The sequence below is a fragment of the Spirillospora sp. NPDC046719 genome (genome assembly GCF_040645715.1).
GTDB lineage: Bacteria > Actinomycetota > Actinomycetes > Streptosporangiales > Streptosporangiaceae > Spirillospora.
In genome coordinates this window covers 1-15,288 of record NZ_JBEYYT010000223.1, presented here as the reverse complement: position 1 = coordinate 15,288, position 15,288 = coordinate 1, and the positions used below count along the sequence as shown (strand labels likewise).

14 protein-coding genes and 1 tRNA gene are annotated in these 15,288 nt (G+C 74.1%); 4 read left to right on the top strand and 11 right to left on the bottom strand.

What is annotated here, in order from left to right; all coding sequences use genetic code 11:
* Positions 1–203: 203 nt before the first annotated feature.
* Together ABZ914_RS30945 and ABZ914_RS30940 are read right to left on the bottom strand one after the other, a co-directional pair.
* A tRNA-Ile gene (locus ABZ914_RS30945) sits at positions 204–277 on the bottom strand.
* 102 nt (positions 278–379) lie between these two features.
* Positions 380–1,153: an enoyl-CoA hydratase-related protein gene (locus tag ABZ914_RS30940; RefSeq protein ID WP_500197525.1), complete on the bottom strand. Its 774-nt coding sequence runs from the start codon at positions 1,151–1,153 to the stop codon at positions 380–382.
* 68 nt (positions 1,154–1,221) lie between these two features.
* Between ABZ914_RS30940 and ABZ914_RS30935 the strand changes: the two genes are divergently transcribed.
* Entirely contained in the window at positions 1,222–1,608 is a 387-nt protein-coding gene (locus ABZ914_RS30935; protein WP_206700041.1) for a DUF7715 family protein, read from the top strand.
* 14 nt (positions 1,609–1,622) lie between these two features.
* A complete protein-coding gene (locus ABZ914_RS30930) occupies positions 1,623–1,919 on the top strand; it encodes an MTH1187 family thiamine-binding protein (protein WP_433232331.1) in 297 nt (98 codons plus the stop codon).
* A 19-nt stretch (positions 1,920–1,938) separates the two neighbouring features.
* Here the strand turns inward: ABZ914_RS30930 and ABZ914_RS30925 are convergent, their stop codons facing one another.
* From ABZ914_RS30925 to ABZ914_RS30910, 4 genes are all read right to left on the bottom strand, one after another.
* Complete coding sequence (locus ABZ914_RS30925) at positions 1,939–2,361, bottom strand: STAS domain-containing protein (protein WP_500197524.1); 423 nt, start codon at positions 2,359–2,361, stop codon at positions 1,939–1,941.
* Positions 2,362–2,432: 71 nt separating this feature from the next.
* Positions 2,433–3,131 carry a neutral zinc metallopeptidase gene (locus ABZ914_RS30920; RefSeq protein WP_500197527.1) on the bottom strand — a complete coding sequence of 233 codons (699 nt, stop codon included), beginning with the start codon at positions 3,129–3,131 and terminating at the stop codon, positions 2,433–2,435.
* Positions 3,132–3,223: 92 nt separating this feature from the next.
* Positions 3,224–3,928: a 3-keto-5-aminohexanoate cleavage protein gene (locus ABZ914_RS30915; protein ID WP_500197522.1), complete on the bottom strand. Its 705-nt coding sequence runs from the start codon at positions 3,926–3,928 to the stop codon at positions 3,224–3,226.
* 23 nt (positions 3,929–3,951) lie between these two features.
* Positions 3,952–5,937, bottom strand: coding sequence for a hypothetical protein (locus ABZ914_RS30910; RefSeq protein ID WP_500197521.1), 1,986 nt, complete (start codon positions 5,935–5,937; stop codon positions 3,952–3,954).
* A 264-nt stretch (positions 5,938–6,201) separates the two neighbouring features.
* Between ABZ914_RS30910 and ABZ914_RS30905 the strand changes: the two genes are divergently transcribed.
* Positions 6,202–7,164, top strand: coding sequence for an isopenicillin N synthase family dioxygenase (locus tag ABZ914_RS30905; RefSeq protein WP_433138902.1), 963 nt, complete (start codon positions 6,202–6,204; stop codon positions 7,162–7,164).
* A gap of 20 nt (positions 7,165–7,184) precedes the next feature.
* Entirely contained in the window at positions 7,185–8,627 is a 1,443-nt protein-coding gene (locus ABZ914_RS30900) for a purine-cytosine permease family protein (RefSeq protein WP_500197519.1), read from the top strand.
* Here ABZ914_RS30900 and ABZ914_RS30895 read toward each other — a convergent pair.
* The 5 genes from ABZ914_RS30895 to ABZ914_RS30875 form a co-directional block, all read right to left on the bottom strand.
* Positions 8,582–9,862 (bottom strand): adenylosuccinate synthetase, encoded by a 1,281-nt coding sequence (locus ABZ914_RS30895; RefSeq protein WP_500197518.1) that lies wholly within the window; start codon positions 9,860–9,862, stop codon positions 8,582–8,584. The two genes, ABZ914_RS30900 and ABZ914_RS30895, sit on opposite strands and share 46 nt — an antisense overlap.
* Positions 9,863–9,891: 29 nt before the next feature.
* A complete protein-coding gene (locus ABZ914_RS30890; protein WP_500197516.1) occupies positions 9,892–10,863 on the bottom strand; it encodes a hypothetical protein in 972 nt (323 codons plus the stop codon).
* Positions 10,864–10,875: 12 nt separating this feature from the next.
* Positions 10,876–11,922 carry a molecular chaperone DnaJ gene (locus ABZ914_RS30885; RefSeq protein ID WP_500197515.1) on the bottom strand — a complete coding sequence of 349 codons (1,047 nt, stop codon included), beginning with the start codon at positions 11,920–11,922 and terminating at the stop codon, positions 10,876–10,878.
* A gap of 7 nt (positions 11,923–11,929) precedes the next feature.
* The gene (locus ABZ914_RS30880; protein ID WP_206700043.1) at positions 11,930–12,754 is read right to left on the bottom strand and encodes an NUDIX hydrolase; all 825 of its coding nucleotides are present in this window, start codon (positions 12,752–12,754) and stop codon (positions 11,930–11,932) included.
* A gap of 168 nt (positions 12,755–12,922) precedes the next feature.
* Positions 12,923–14,839 (bottom strand): APC family permease, encoded by a 1,917-nt coding sequence (locus ABZ914_RS30875; RefSeq protein WP_500197513.1) that lies wholly within the window; start codon positions 14,837–14,839, stop codon positions 12,923–12,925.
* Positions 14,840–15,288: the final 449 nt, after the last annotated feature.

Here is a 15,288-nt window from a genome sequence, read left to right as displayed (position 1 = left end):
CCGCGCCCCGCGCCCGCGTGCGCCCGGCGGGCCGCGCGCCCCCCCCCCCGGCGCCGCGGCGGCCGGGCGGGGGGTGGGGCCCCACCGGGGGGGTGGGGCGGTCCGGGCCCCCCCCCCCCCCACATCGGGGGTCTGGGGGTCGCCCCCCAGAAAGACACCACGCCAACGGGAAGGCGGCCAAAGGCCGACGAACAGCCCGACCGTAGGGCGGGCGGGACTCGAACCCGCGACCGGGAGATTATGAGTCTCCTGCTCTGACCAGCTGAGCTACCACCCCGGGGGCGGCGCCCCGTCGTGACGCTGCGGTCGGGGGCGTGCCGGGTGCCATCTTAGCGGCGGGGCGTCGGCGGGGGCCAGCGAGAAGCGGTCGGGGCGGGGGTCAGGCGGGCCAGGTGGGGCGGCGCTTGTCCAGGAAGGCGCGCATGCCCTCCTGGGCTTCGGGGGTCTGGCTGGAGGCGGCCATGACCTCGACGGCGTAGGTGTAGGCGTCGGCTTCGGGGCGGTCGAGCTGGGCGTACATGGCCTGCTTTCCGAGGGCCTTGCTGCGCGGGCTGCCCTGGGTGGCGCGCTGGAGGAGGGCGAGGGTGGCCTTTTCGAGGTCGTCGTCGGGGACGGCGTAGTTGACGAGGCCCCAGTCGGCGGCGGTGGCGGCGTCGATGGTGTCGCCGGTGAGGGCCATCTCGGCGGCGCGTTTGCGGCCGACGTTGCGGGAGATCGCGACGAGGGGGGTGTGGCAGAACCAGCCGCCCTTGCCGCCGGGGGCGGCGAACGCGGCGCTCTCGGCGGCGACGGCGAGGTCGCAGGACGCGACGAGCTGGCAGCCGGCGGCGGTGGCGAGGCCGTGCACGCGGGCGATCACCACCTGCGGGACGGACTGGATCGTCCGCATGAGGTCGGTGCAGACGCGCAGGAGGTCGCGGACGTCGGCGTGGGACGCGCCGGCCATGTCGGCGAAGTCGTGCCCGGCGGAGAAGACGGGCCCGTTGGCGGCGAGGATCACGCCGCGGGCGTCGGTGCCGGCGACCTCGGTGAACGCGTCGGTGAGCTGGAGGAGGAACGTGCGGGACAGAGCGTTGCGGCGGCGCGGGCGGTTCATGGTGACGGTGGTGAAGGCGCCGTCGCGTTCGACGAGGACATCCGTGCTTTCGCTCATGCTCCCGACGTTACGTCAGACCCTCGTCGTACGGTGGGCTGGTCCACGGACGCCGAGGGGGTATGGCCTTGAAGCTGCTCACTGCCACCAACTCCAGCCAGGGTTTGCGCGACAACGACTTCGACTGGTGCGTCGAGGGGGAACTGGTGCACATCGGCGTGGTGTGCGCCCGCGACCGGGACGACCCGGACGGCGGTTGCGGGTGCGGCCGCTCGTTCGCCGGGCTGAACTCGCACCGTGCGACGACGACGGCGATGGTGCGGGAGGTGCCGGGGTTCACCGACGAGGACTACGTGGAGGCGATCCGCTCCAGCCTGGAGCAGCAGGGGTGCGACCCGTCGTTCGCCGAGCACGACGCGGCGCTGCTGCGCTGCCTGGTGCGCGACTGGCCGGTGGGGGTGATCGTGGAGCGGCGGCTGGATGAGATCGTGGTCAGGCAGGTCGTGCAGCCCTGACCAGGAGGTGCGTTGTGCTCGTTGCGTTCTCGGTGACCCCGCTCGGGGCGGGGGAGGACGTCGGTGAACTGGTCGCGGAGGCGGTGCGGGTGGTGCGGGCCAGCGGCCTGCCGAACCGCACCGACGCGATGTTCACGACGGTGGAGGGGGAGTGGGACGAGGTGATGGCGGTGGTGAAGGCGGCCACGGACGCGGTGGCGGCGCGGGCGCCCCGGGTGAGCCTGGTGGTGAAGGCGGATCTGCGGCCGGGGGTGACGGGCGCGATGGACGCGAAGGTGGAGTCCGTCGAGCGCTACCTGTCCGAGGGCTGACGGGCGGCGTCGGGCGCCGCTAGGCCAGCCAGGCGGCGATCTCGTCGTCGCTGCGGGGGACGGTGCACCAGAGGGCCTCGTCCATGGAGGCGCAGAGCGGGACGCACCGGTCGAGGCCGACGACCCGGAACATGCGGCGGGCGAAGGGCCCTGCGCCGACCACGGCGAGGGCGGCGCCGTTGTCCTCGCAGCGGCGGGCGCAGTGCGAGACGGCGCGCATGCCTTCGGCGTCGATGAAGGAGACGCCGGCGATGTCCAGGACGATGGGGCGCGCGGCGAAGCCGAGGAGCCGGGTCCGGACGGCGGGAGCGGACGCCTGGTCCATCTCGCCGGTCAGCAGGACGGTGGTGTGCCGTTCGTGCTCGATGACGACCATGGCGACGGCGGTGTCCTTCACGATGCCCCCCAGCGGATCGGGCCAGGTCCGGTCACTCGAGAGCATCGCGCGGGCACGGACGGTCGCCAAGCGGTCGGGGCGGATCGGCCTGTTCCTGTTCGTTCCGTGCCGTCCGGTCAGGTGAAGCAGGCGGGGACGCCGTGGGCGCCGCCGCGGGAGAAGCTCTGCAGCCGCTGCGAGGCGGTGCCGTGGTCGCCGGGCCTCGTCCAGGGCGTCCGGTCGCCGATGACCTGGAACGAGTCGACGATCTCCCGCGCGTCGCCGGCCTCGAACGTCAGGTCGCCGTCGGCGGCGGATCCGTAGAGGACGGCGCCGGCGAGGCAGTCGGCCTGGAGTTCGGCGGCGGCGGAGACGAGGCGGCGCTGCAGGCGGTTCTGGACGGCGTGGCCCCATTCGTGGGCGACGACGAGGTACACCCAGGCGTCGCCGTTCGCGTAGCCGGTCCGCATCAGGTGGGCGTCCCACGCGAGGAAGTCGCCGGCGGGGCAGTACTCGGCGTTGTCGCGTTCGAGGGGTTCGCCGCCGCAGGTGGGCGTGGCCGCGGGGTCGGAGCCGTCGTAGAGGCCGACGACGCGCGGTGACCGGTAGGAGCCGGTGAAGAACCGCGTCCAGTGCCGGCGCCAGTAGCCGTCGGTGATCGCGGTGGCGGTGCGGAGGTCCTCGTCGAACCCGGCCTCGTCGAACCTGCGGGCCGGTGCCGTGGTCCGCGGCGCGGCGGTGGGCGAGCCGGTGGCCCGGGGGCTCTTCGCGGCGGGGCCGGCGGGGCCGGCCGTCCGGGCCGCGGCGGTGTACTCGCAGGCGCCGGTGAGCGTCATCGCGGCGGCGAGGGCCGCGGCGGCGATGGGGCGTCGGTTCATGCTGGGGGATACGCACGCGCGCCCCCCGGCGGTCGGGCCGGATCCGGCCGTTATGCCTGGAGCAGCATCCCGGCGGTCTGGACGAGGGCGGTGTTGTCGACTGCGGCGGCGCCGTCCGGAAGGGTGAGGACGTCCTCCAGGCCGACGCGGACGTCGAGGTTGAACCGGACGGCGAGGCGGAGGACGGGCCAGGCGCCGCCGTCCTCGCCGTGCAGCAGCACGGGCCGCCCGTGGCCGGTGCCGATGGCGTGCAGGAGGTCCTTCGCGGTGCCGGTCGAGGTCTCCGGGTCGGGGTCGGTGACCTCGGCGAGGACGCGCAGCACCTCGCGGGCGCGGGGCCAGCGCAGGAACCGCGCGGCGGCCTCGGTGCCGGAGAAGATCCCGGCCTCGACGCCGACGCCGCGGTCGAGGAGGGTCTCGGCGACGCGCTCGGCGCCGTCCTCGTGGAAGTTGACCGACGCGTGGTCGGGCAGGACGGTCCAGGACCGGATCAGCGCGGCGCGCTCGCCGGGGTCCTCGGCGGTCCAGGCGCCGGTGGTGACGCCGACGGGCACGCCGGGCGCGGCCTCGCGGACCGCGGTGAGCGCGGCGGCGACGTGGCGGGGGTCCATGGTGTCGGCGCCGGCGGCGTCGCGCGGGTGGAGGTGGACGTCCTGCGCGCCGACGTCCACGGACGCGCGGACGGCCGCCGCGAGTTCGTCCGGTGTGACCGGGACGCCCTGCGCCCGGCTCCCGTTCGGGCATACCTGGAGCATGTTCCCATTCTCTCAGCCGCCCGTCAGGGGGCGATCACGCAGGGGCCGCCGCCGCAGACGTCGACGGTCCTCCCGGTGGTCAGGAAGATCGCCTTCTGCCGCCGGGCGTCCGCGTTGTTGCGCGGGTCGGAGTGCGGGTCGCGGCCCTCGGTGGGCGGCGTGTTCGTGGTCGGCGGCGCGGGGGAGCCGCTGTCCCACACGACCATCGCCGACCCGGCGGTGGACGCGCCGAACGTCGGGATGTTCCAGTACGGGGCGACGTCGAGGCTGCGCCCGGGCCGCACGGTCGGGGCGTGGAGCCGGGCGCCGATCGTGCGGGCCTCGACCTCGGCGGCGACGGTCGCGACCTGGTGGTCGCCGAACGCGACGTGCATCAGCACCTGGTGCTTCGGGGTGCCCGGGTACGGGTGGTCGGTCATGTGCCAGGCGTAGCCGTCGGCCTCGCCGCGGTCCCACAGCATCTGGATCAGCGCGAGGCCGATCTGCTGGTCGAGCTTGTCGGGGTAGAACAGGTCGAGGACCTTGGCGTACTCGGGGAAGTCGGCGCTGCGGTTGAGCAGCGTGCTGTAGTTCATCGCGGGGACGCCGAGGACGGAGCGGCGCAGGTCGGGGGAGACGGCGGTGAGCGCGCCGCCCATGATCCCGCCCTGGCTGTTGCCGTCGTAGGTGAGCGGGGCGCCCGGCGCGATCAGCGGCCTGCCGGAGTCGTCCTGGAACGCCTTGTCGCCGGCGAAGCCGCGGGTCATCGCGCGGCCGAGGAAGACGAAGTTCAGCATGCCCTGCTGGAGCCGGTCGGCGACGGTGCGGAACCGGCTGATGTCGGCGAGCGCGGAGACGACGTTCGGGACGTCCTCCTCGGACATGCCGATCCACTTCGTCGCGCAGAACGCGAAGTCGTGCTCGGCGGCCATCGCCTTGACGTTCCCGGCGCCCACCTCGTCCTCGCCGCCGAGCAGCCCGTGCCCGTAGAGGGCGGGGTTCGCGGGCTTGCCGAACGCGGCCTTCGGGATCTCGCACTGGAACGGGACGGCCTGGTTGTTGCCGGGCAGCCGGGACGGGAGGCCGTCCTCGCCGTAGTGGAACGCCGACCCGGGGAGCCCGCCGTACTGGTCGAGGTAGCTCGGCGCCCACACGACGCCCTTGACCTCGCGCGCGATCTTGTCGTCGACGTTGTTCGTCACCTGCGTCACCAGGAACGACGGCGACCGGTCGCCGAGCCCGCGGAGCGCGTCGTCGCGGACGTGCAGCATCGGCCCGGCGAGGCTCCGCGCGCTGGCGACGGTGAAGTCCCAGGCCAGGTACAGGCCGTCGCGCTTCACGCCGCGCGCGGCGAGGTCCGCGAGCACCTTCTTCTCGGCCTTCTGCCGCGCGTACAGCGGGTCCGTGGACGGCAGCGCCGGGCCGAGGATCTTGGCGAACGCCGCGTTCGGCGGGATGGGGTTCCCGGACGCGTCGCGCAGGTTCCGCAGCGCGACGGCGTAGCGGTGGCCTTCGACGAGGTTCTTCGCGGGCCGGACGATCAGCGCCCTGCGGTCGTCGGGGGCGTTGGCGTCGAGCTCGGCCCAGTACGGCCAGCGCTGCCCGGTCGCGGTGTCGACGATGACGATCGGCGCGTCCGGCTTCAGCGACGCGCCGATGTCGGTGACGGGGGCGGCGCCGGTGCGCGCCAGGTCGACGCCGGGGACGCGGGTGAGGAGCTCGGACCCGGGGGAGAAGCCGTCCGCGCGGTTCCACGCGTCGGGCGACACGGGCAGGCCGAGCGCGTTCTTCAGCGTGGTCCGCATGTCGATCCGCACGCCGGTCGGTGTGCGCGGGTCGGGCTTGGTGTACCAGTTGCTCGGGAACGGCAGCAGGCACGACGCCGGGTCGATCGGGTCGCAGCCGTCGCCGCCCGCGGGGGCGGTGTCGGCGGACGCCGGCGTCACGGCGAGCAGGGCCGCGGACAGGACCAGGGCCGCGCCCGAAGCGAGGGCGCGCAGGGACAGGGCGCGCAGGGACAGGGCACGCATGGACCGGGCACGCATCGTCCACCTCCGGGAGATCCGCGGCGTTCGGGGAGATCTTGGTCTCACCGCGGCCCCGGGTCAATGGGCGGCGGCCGTCGGCCGATGCCGGTCATCCGGAGACCGGCCGGAGGGCCATCGGCCCCCGGATGTTCCGGCGACGTTAAATCTTCCGAAGTGACGGTTTCATCTCCGTTTCGAGGGGTGATTCGGCCTTGATCGCCAGCGATAGTGAGCGCAGCGCCGCACCCACCCGGAAAGGACCGTTCCATGAAAGCCGTCCCGATCATCGACCTCGCCCCCTGGTTCCACGGCGGTGAGCGCGACCGCGCCGCCGTCGCCGCGCGGGTCGACGCCGCGCTGAGCGAGATCGGCTTCCTGGTGGTCACCGGGCACGGGGTGCCGGCCGCGGACCGGGACGCGATCCGCGCCGCCGCCAAGCGGTTCTTCGCGCTGCCGCGGGAGGTCAAGCAGCGGTACGCGGCGACCGTGGGGGAGCGCGGCTGGCTGCCGCCCGGCGTCGAGGCCAACGGGTACGCCGAGGGCACCGCGACGCCGCCTGACCTGAAGGAGACGTTCGCGGTCGGCGCGGACCGCCCGACCGGCGACCCGTTCTTCGACGCCGAGTGGTTCCTGCCGAACGTGTGGCCGGGCGAGGTGCCGGAGCTGGAGGCGCTGCTGACGCGCTACCTGGCCCGGATGAAGCGGCTGTCGGACGACCTGCTCGCGCTGTGCGCGGTCGCGCTCGGCCTGCCGTCGGGCTTCTTCACGGCGCACGCCCTGAACCCGTCCTTCACGCTGAACATCAACCGCTACCCGCCGCTGTCGCAGCTCGGGGAGCCGGAGCCCGGCCAGTTCCGGATCGGCCCGCACACCGACTTCGGCACCCTCACGGTCCTGGACCGGCAGGACGGGGTGGGCGGCCTCCAGGTGCACTCCGAGGAGGCCGGCTGGGTGGACGCCCCGTGGGTCGAGGACTCCTTCACCATCAACGTCGGCGATCTGCTCGCCCACTGGACCGGCGGCCGCTGGACGTCCAACCGGCACCGCGTCCTGCCGCCGGACCCGAGCGCCCCGGACGAGGAGCTCGTGTCGCTGATCTTCTTCTACGAGTGCGACCCGGACACCCGCGTCGAGCCGCTCGGGCCGCCCGTCGGCCGTGCCGCCGGCGGCGCGACCGTGCGCGCGCACGACTTCCTCCTCGAACGCCTCGACGCCATCACCCTCGCCTGACCACGCTGAAAGGTCCCCCCGTGACGGAGATCCAGGAAGGCGCGCCCGCGGGCGTGGACGTCCGCGAAGGCGACTACGGCGCGCGGGTCGCCGCGGTCGAGCCGGGCGGCGCCGGCTTCATCCCCCTCGACCAGCGGCACGGCCGGCCGCTCGACCTGCTGTGGACGTGGACGTCGCCGAACCTGGAGTTCGCGACGGTGTTCCTCGGCGTGCTCGCGGTCGCCGCGTTCGGGCTGACGTTCTGGCAGGCCACCGGCGCGATCGTGGTGGGCACGCTGCTCGGCTCGGCGACCCACGCGGTCCTGTCGGCGCGCGGCCCCCGCTACGGGGTGCCGGAGATGGTGCTCGGCCGGGTGCCGTTCGGGCACCGCGGCAACATGCTGCCGTCCGCGGTCAACTCGGTGGCGGGCGGCGTCGGCTGGTTCGCGGTGAACAGCGTCAGCGGGTCGCTGGCGCTCAACACGCTGACCGGCATGCCGAAGCCGCTGTGCCTGGCGATCGTGGTCGCGCTGCAGGCGGGGGTCGCGTTCTTCGGGCACAACCTCGTGCACGCCTACGAGCGGTACGCGTTCCCGGTGCTGGCGGTGGTCTTCGGCATCGCGTCCGTGATCATCCTCGCGAAGGCGGACTTCGGCGCGCCCGCACCGGCCGGGGCCGGGGCGGGCGGGATCGGCGCGTTCCTCATCGTGGTCGGCGCGAGCTTCGGGTACGCGGCGGGCTGGAACCCCTACGCCGCCGACTACACCCGCTACCTGCCGGCCACGACGAGCCCGCGCGCCGCGGGCCTGTGGGCCGCGCTCGGCGTCTTCGCCGGCTGCACCGTCCTGCAGATCGTCGGCGCGGCGTCGGCGACGCTCGGCGGCGCGGCGCTCGCCGACCCGACCGGCGCGTTCACCGGGCACCTGCCCTCCCTCGTCGCGAACCTCACCCTGCTGGTCATCGCGATCGGCGCGGTCGGCGCCAACGCGATCAACATCTACTCCGGGTCCATGTCGTTCGTCGCGACGGGGATCCGGCTGCCGCTGCCGGCGCGGCTGCAGCGCGCGCTGGTCGCCGGGGCGTTCGGCGCGGTCGGGCTCGTCGTCGCCTACTTCGGGCTGGACGACGCCGGCCACGACTACGAGGCGTTCCTGCTGGTCATCGCGTACTGGATCGGGCCCTGGCTCGGCGTGGTGCTGGCCGACCTGGTGCTGCGGCGCGGGATCTGGTCGGTGCGGGACGCGGACGCGCGGGTGGACGCCATGGTGTTCGACGCCGCGCGCCGCAACTGGGCCGGGCCGACGGCGATGGCGGTCGCCGTGGTGGTGTCGGTGTGGCTGTTCTCCAACCAGGAGAAGTACGTCGGGATCGTGCCGAGCCACCACCCGTCGTTCGGCGACATCACGTTCGCGGTCGGGTTCGTCCTGGCGGCGCTGCTCTACGCGGTCCTGCGCAAGGTGCCCGGGTTCCGCGAGAACGGCTGACCGGTGGGGCGCTTGTCCGCGGCCGACGGGCCGTGCGAGGTGAGGACGACCGGGACGCCGAGCGCGTCCTCGATCGTCGCGACCGGACGGCCCAGCGGCGCGTAGACCGGCCGCGCCGACGCCAGCCGGCGGGTGAGGGCGGCCTGGCGGTCCAGGCCGCCCCCGCCCGCCGGCAGCCGGTCCAGCCGCCCGTCCGGCGTCGCGTAGGCGTGGCAGACGCGCAGGTCGGGAAGCGCCCCCGCGACGTCCAGATGCGTGACCGCCAGGCCGTCCGCGCCGCCGGCGACCTCCAGCGCGTACCGGAGCGCGACGGCGTCGAGGTGGCCGGCGCGGAAGGCGCCCTGCCAGGGGCCCGTGCCGTTGTGCGGCTCGGGGAGGGCGGCGGTCAGCGCCGCGTCCTCGGTGACGAACGGCCCCGGGCCGTGGCGCGTCGCGTACGTCCGCAGGACGCCGAGCCGGGCCGCCGACGCGCCCGCCTCGTCCAGCAGCGTCTCGGCGTTGGCGAAGGTCGTGGTCGACCAGGTCGTGTACGGGTGGAAGCCGTGCCGCTCGTCGAGCAGCACGCCCTGCGCGCCCTCGAACACCACGTCGCCGGACCGGAGCAGGCCGTGCAGGTGGCCGCCGCCGACGATCCGCACCCGCTCGGCGAACGCGATGAACGCGTCCGCGCAGGCGGCGACGTCCGGGACGTCCTCGCCGGACGGGAACGACGCCCGGTACCAGTCGTGCACGGCGGCGAGCCGGCGGCGCAGCCGGGCGGGTGACAGGCAGTCGCCCGCGCGCGGCGCGTCGTCGTGCGCGAGGGCGTAGGACGCGGTCTCGCCGATGCCCATGCCGCACGACCCGTGCCGGGCCGCGCCGCGCGCCCGCTCGCGCGCGCGGTTGGCGGCCCGGTGGTACGGCGTGGTGAGCAGCGCGTCCCGGTCCACGGTGAGCCGGTCCAGCGCGTCGCCCACGCCGAGCCGCCGGAGGTGGTCGGCCTCGGCGGCGAGCGCGAGCGGGTCGACGAGCATGAACCGCGACAGGTGCGTCCGGACGCCCGGCGTGAACGTCCCCGAGCCGAACTGGGCGAACGTGTGGTGCCGGCCGTCGCCGGCGACGACGTTGTGCGCCGCCTGCGCGCCGCCGTTGAACCGGACGACCGCCGCCACCGGCGACGTGCGGCAGAGGTGGTCGACGACCGTGCCCTTGCCCGCGTCCCCGAACCCGAGGTCGACGACGATGACGTGCCCCATCGAGGTCCCTTCCGCTCGCGAGCGGGCGATCAGAGCCGCGTCGTCCCGGACGGCCCGGAGGCGTCCAGGCCGGGCGGCGTCGCCGACACCGCGACCGGCGCGCGGGACGCGTCCAGCGGGGCCAGCGCCCGCGACACCGACGCGCCCGCGTCCGAGCCGGCCTCGGCCAGGTGCTCCAGGCCCTCGTCCAGGTCGATGGCGTCCTCGGCGAGCCCGACGGTCAGCGCGATCGTCTCGCAGACGGCGTCGAGGTCGTCGAGGTAGAGGACGTGCTGGCCGAGCAGCCCCTGCCAGAAGTCCTTCAGCTCGCGGCTGCCGGAGTGGTAGGCGCCCTCGGGGATGATGAAGTACACCTCGTACATCCGCTGGAGCTCGCGCAGCACGTCCTCGATCGGCAGGTCGCGCTCCAGGTCGTCGCCGACGACCTTGGCGACCTCCCGCCGCTTGATCTTCGGGTACGCCAGCTCGTCGCCGATCATGAACAGGTAGCCGCGCTTGCCGCGCTTCTCGAAGCAGTCGATCGAGGTGTGCCGCGCCATGAAGTACATGGCCAGCTCGTACGACTCGCGCATCTGGCCGCCGCCCCCGCCCTCCAGCAGGATCTTGCCGAGGTCGTCGTCCATCCGGTTGTCGGCCTCGAACTGGCCGATCTGCAGCGGCGCCCGGTCGCAGGTCGCGTCGCCGACCGCGCCGAACAGGATGTGCGGGTGCTCGACGTAGCCCTTGCGCAGCAGCAGGCCGAGCAGGTCGGGCAGCTTGGTCTGCAGGGTGCGCGGCACGCCGCCCATCGAGCCGGTGACGTCGAACAGGACGCCGATCGCCAGCGACTCGGGGTGGTCGTCGGAGTCGCGGCTCTCCCGGAGGGCCACGCCCTTCGGGTCGAGGTCGGGGTGGGTGGTGGTGGCGCCGCCGTCGCTGTAGGCGAACGCGCTGGAGCCGGTGGACGCGCGATAGCTCGCGCGCGCGGCGTAGACGTCGGTGGACCAGTTTCCGCTTCCCATGGGTCTTCTCCTTCAGTGGGCGACGGGCAGGTGGAAGGGGCGGAACCGCCGCGGGCCGTAGAGCCGTTCGAGCAGCTCGTCGAGCTCGCCCAGCAGCCGCCAGGCGTCGCGGGGGCGGCGGTTCTGCGCGGACAGCAGGCAGCCGCGCGCGAACATGCGCATCGCCTTGGGCGCCCGCTCGCCCATCAGGTCGGTCATGCACCGGGTGGCCATGTAGAGGTCGGTGGCCTCGCTGGCGGGCCGCCGCGCCGGCACCTCCGGCGGGTACCAGTCGCGGTACCGCTCCACCAGGGCGGGGACGCGCCCGGACGCGTCGGCGTAGGAGTAGCAGCCGGGCACGGAGTAGCACCAGTCGACCAGGACCAGCCCGTGCTCCTCCGGGTGGATCATGACGTGGTCGGGCAGCACCGCGCCGTGCAGCACGCCCGCGCGGTGCGCGAACCCCAGCCCGACCAGCAGCCGCCGCCACATCCACGCGGCGTCGCGCGGGTCGACGCCGCCGGGGAAGGCGGCCTTGACCTCGGCCAGGGTGCGGAAGCCGTCGAGCGCGGCGACCGCGTTCGCCTGCCGCTGCGTCCCCGTCGCCGCGTCCTTGTGGCGGAACGACTCGACGAGGTACGGCACGTACGGCAGGAAGCGCCCGTCCCCGTCCTTGGGGAGCTGGCGCAGCGCGACGGCCTCGCGTTCCAGCAGGTCGCCGTCGTGGGGGTCGCGCGGCATCTTCAGCAGCACCTCGCCCGGCCGGGTGTCCGTCCCGGCCCGGTAGAGCTCGGCGAGGTCGCCGGAGACGGGATCGCCCGCGATGCGGTAGGAGTGCCGGCGGGTGGTGAGGACGGACGGGTCGGACCGGTTATAGGTCCGCCACAGGGCGTTCAGCCGGACGAACGCGTCGCGGGTGCGGCCGCCGGTCGCGTCCGGGTGGACGAGCCGGACGAGCCGCCGGTAGCGGCGCGCCGCCTCGGCGGCGTCGTCGCCGAACAGGTCGGCGGGGACGCGGGCGCGGTCGAGCCGGGCCAGCGCCTCGCCGAGGTCGCCGGTGCTTCCGCTGTGCCTGCTCATGAGGGCATCACCTGATCTCTTCCTCGCGGCCGGGCCGCAGCAGTGCGGGGTGCAGGAGGCGGGCGTCGCCCGCGCGGTAGAGGCGGGGCCGGGGACCGCCGCGCCGGCCGCCCCTGTCGGACGTGGCGCCGGTGCTCTCCACGAAGCCGGGCACCGACAGCACCTTCCGGTGGAAGTTGCCGGCGTGCAGCTCCTCGCCCCAGACCGCCTCGTAGACGGCGCGCAGCTCGGGGATCGTGAACTCGGCGCCGCAGAACGCCGTGGCGAGCGGGGTGTACTCGAGCTTGCCGCGGGCCCGCTCCAGGCCGTCGGAGAGGATCCGCGCGTGGTCGAACGCGAGCCGCCGGGTGGTGCCGGGCCGCTGGTCGCCGGACTCGGTCAGGCCGAGCGCGCCGACCGGGACCCAGGCGGCGTCGGCGGCGTCGCCGCCCGCCTCGGGGTCGGGGAGCTCGGGCGCGAACGCCAGGTAGGCGACGGAGATGATCCGCATGCGCGGGTCGCGGCCGGGGGCGCCGTAGGTGCCGAGCTGCTCCAGGTGGACGCGCCCGAGCGCGCCGTCCTTCCCGCTGAGGCCGGTCTCCTCGGCCAGCTCGCGGACGGCGGCGTCCGGCAGGTCCTCGGCCTCGCGCCGGCCGCCCGCGTGGACGAACCCGCCGGGCAGCGCCCACATGCCGGCGAACGGCGCGCCGCCGCGGCGCACGAGCAGGACGTGCAGCGCGCCGTCCCGGATGGTGAGGGCGACGACGTCCACGGTCACGGCGACGGGGTCGTAGGCGCGCGGGTCGTAGCTCGCGAGGAACTCGCTCTCGTCGCGCATCGGTTCCGGGGACATCCGCGCCTCTCCATGGTCTCGAACTGAGTAAGTCTCAGAGTGAGTTCATCTCGATGTGAGAAGAACATAACCCGGAGTGCGGTGGTCTGTCCACCCCGTTCCCGGCGGCAAGCGCAGAGCGCCGCCTCCCACCTGGGGAGACGGCGCTCAGGGGCGTTCGGGTGTTCGTCAGCGGCGGTGGCGCCCGCCCGGGTAGGGCGGCTCCTCGTGCGGCCCGGACGCGAAGGGGTCCGGCACCCCCGGGTCGAGGGCGTACGGATCGGCCGGCCCGTCCGCCGCGTCCTCCCGCGCCGGCCGCTCCGGGCCGGGGCCGCCCCGCGCGTACGGCTCACGCTCGTAGGGATCGGCGGCGTCCTGGCCGATCGGCCTGCGTCCCACCGAGTACCGGCCGGTCGGGTAGGGGCTCTCCGGCGCGGGGACGTGCGGCCGCGGACCGGCCCGGTACGGATCGAAGGGCGGCGCCGGGAACCCGCCGCCGGGCGCGGGCCCGATGGACGGCCCGGCGGGCGGCCCGGCGAAGGACGCGTCGAGGGGCGCCACGCCGGGCGGCGGCGCGTCCGTCCGCGCGGCGGCAGGACGCCCGGGCGGCGCGTCCAGCAGCAGCTTCATCTGGCTCTTGCGGCGGCCGTACACCAGGTAGATCGCGATGCCCGCGGCCATCCAGACGGTGAAGTACCCCCACGTCTGCACCTTCAGGTTCAGCATCAGCCAGCCGGTCGCGAGGATCGTGGCGACCGCGGTGACCGGCGCCGCCGGGACGCGGAACGGGCGGTGCAGGTCGGGGCGGTCGCGGCGCAGCGCCAGCACGCCCGCCGAGACGAACAGGAACGCGAACAGCGTCCCGATCACGACCATCTGCTCCAGCGTGAGCACGTTGACGCTCTGCGACATCACGACCGCCGCGCCGCCCGCGACCAGCGTGGCCCGCGACGGCACCCGGAACCGGCTCATCCCGGCGATCGGGCGGGGCAGCAGGCCGTCCCGGGACATGGAGAACACCACCCGGGTCAGGCTGATCAGCACCACCAGGATCACGGTGGTCAGCGCCAGCACCGCCCCGATGTCGATGATCTTGCCCATGGAGTCCGCGCCGACGAGGCCGAACGCGGTCGCCAGGAGCGGCTTGGCGGGGTCGAGCCGGTCGGTGGAGACCATGCCGACCATCGCGACGGCGACCGCGACGTACAGCACGACGGCGATCGCGAGGCTGGTCAGCATGCCGCGCGGCACCTTGCGGGGCGCGTCGTCGGTCTCCTCGGACGCGGTCGCGATCAGGTCGAAGCCGATGTAGGCGAACGCGATCGCGGGCGCGGCGGCGAAGACACCCCAGATCCCGAACACCTCCGGCTTGCTGCCGGTGACCGCGCCGAGCACCGCGTCCAGCACGGTCGTGGCGCCGGCGGGCGCGGGCCGCGCGGGCGGCACGAACGGCGTGAGGTTGCCGGCGTGGAAGAACTTCAGCCCGGTCGCGACGACCAGCCCGATCACGATCAGCTTGGCCATCACCATGAACCACAGGCTGCGCAGGCTCATCCGGCTGCCGGTGGCCAGCATGGCGATCAGCAGCACCAGGATGCCGAACGCGAACAGGTCGAAGCCCTTCTCCTGCCCGATGATCCCGGCGAGCCAGGACGGCACGGGCACCGCGAAGTCGGCGAGGGCCTGCGCGGCGTACAGCGACCAGGCCCGCGCCACGACCGACGCGGCGAGCAGCAGCTCCAGCACCAGCGCCCAGCCGACCACCCACGCCCAGATCTCGCCGAACGCGACGTAGCTGAAGGAGTAGGCGCTGCCCGCGACCGGGACGATCGAGGACAGCTCCGCGTAGGACAGGGCGGCGAGGAGGCAGACGCCGCCGGCGATCAGGAAGGAGACGATCACCGACGGGCCGGCGGTGGCCGCGGCCTGCTCTCCGGAGATCTTGAAGATGCCGGAGCCGATCATCACGCCGAGCCCGAGCACGATCAGGTCCCGGGTCCGGTACACGACGCGGAGCCGGTGCCGGCCGCCGTACAGCCGGCCGGTCGCCTGCTCCACCGGCAGCCGGCGGAACATGTTGTTGCGCATGCGGACGTCCCAGGTCATAGGTTTCCCCCCTGGCCCGAACCCGCGCCGCTGATCGCGAGAGACGGTGTGGTCGAAGTCCCTAAGAATTCACCAGGAAGACCATAAAGCACACCGTTTTCCAGCGGATTGCCGTCAGGGGTCTGTTGTCGGATGCTGCCAAACCACGGTTCGCCAGTATGGCGGAAAAAACCGCAGGTGAGAGGCGGATGGCGGACCCGATTTCCGTGGACCGTTCCCACGTTCGCCGCCATTCCGAAGGAAAGCGCTTTCGACCGGAGGGACCCCGGCGGCCGGGGTCGGCCGGTGCGGACGGTGGCGGTCGGCGAAGATCGGTGACACCGTAGGGACGCCGCGTCCCACAGGAGGTTCGGTGTCCCGCCAAGCACAGCGCCCCTCGCCCTCCGGAGCCGTCCGCCGCACGGCGTTCGCCGCCGCCCTCGCCCTCGCCGCCGCGCTGGCCGTCCCCG

What these genes read in the sequence shown, in the direction of transcription:
- ABZ914_RS30940 (WP_500197525.1), bottom strand. Translation starts at nt 1,153, where the DNA reads ATGAGCGAAAGCACGGATGTCCTCGTCGAACGCGACGGCGCCTTCACC.
- ABZ914_RS30925 (WP_500197524.1), bottom strand. Translation starts at nt 2,361, where the DNA reads ATGCTCTCGAGTGACCGGACCTGGCCCGATCCGCTGGGGGGCATCGTG.
- ABZ914_RS30920 (WP_500197527.1), bottom strand. Translation starts at nt 3,131, where the DNA reads ATGACGCTCACCGGCGCCTGCGAGTACACCGCCGCGGCCCGGACGGCC.
- ABZ914_RS30915 (WP_500197522.1), bottom strand. Translation starts at nt 3,928, where the DNA reads ATGCTCCAGGTATGCCCGAACGGGAGCCGGGCGCAGGGCGTCCCGGTC.
- ABZ914_RS30910 (WP_500197521.1), bottom strand. Translation starts at nt 5,937, where the DNA reads ATGCGTGCCCTGTCCCTGCGCGCCCTGTCCCTGCGCGCCCTCGCTTCG.
- ABZ914_RS30905 (WP_433138902.1), top strand. Translation starts at nt 6,202, where the DNA reads ATGAAAGCCGTCCCGATCATCGACCTCGCCCCCTGGTTCCACGGCGGT.
- ABZ914_RS30895 (WP_500197518.1), bottom strand. Translation starts at nt 9,862, where the DNA reads ATGGGGCACGTCATCGTCGTCGACCTCGGGTTCGGGGACGCGGGCAAG.
- ABZ914_RS30890 (WP_500197516.1), bottom strand. Translation starts at nt 10,863, where the DNA reads ATGGGAAGCGGAAACTGGTCCACCGACGTCTACGCCGCGCGCGCGAGC.
- ABZ914_RS30885 (WP_500197515.1), bottom strand. Translation starts at nt 11,922, where the DNA reads ATGAGCAGGCACAGCGGAAGCACCGGCGACCTCGGCGAGGCGCTGGCC.
- ABZ914_RS30880 (WP_206700043.1), bottom strand. Translation starts at nt 12,754, where the DNA reads ATGTCCCCGGAACCGATGCGCGACGAGAGCGAGTTCCTCGCGAGCTAC.
- ABZ914_RS30875 (WP_500197513.1), bottom strand. Translation starts at nt 14,839, where the DNA reads ATGACCTGGGACGTCCGCATGCGCAACAACATGTTCCGCCGGCTGCCG.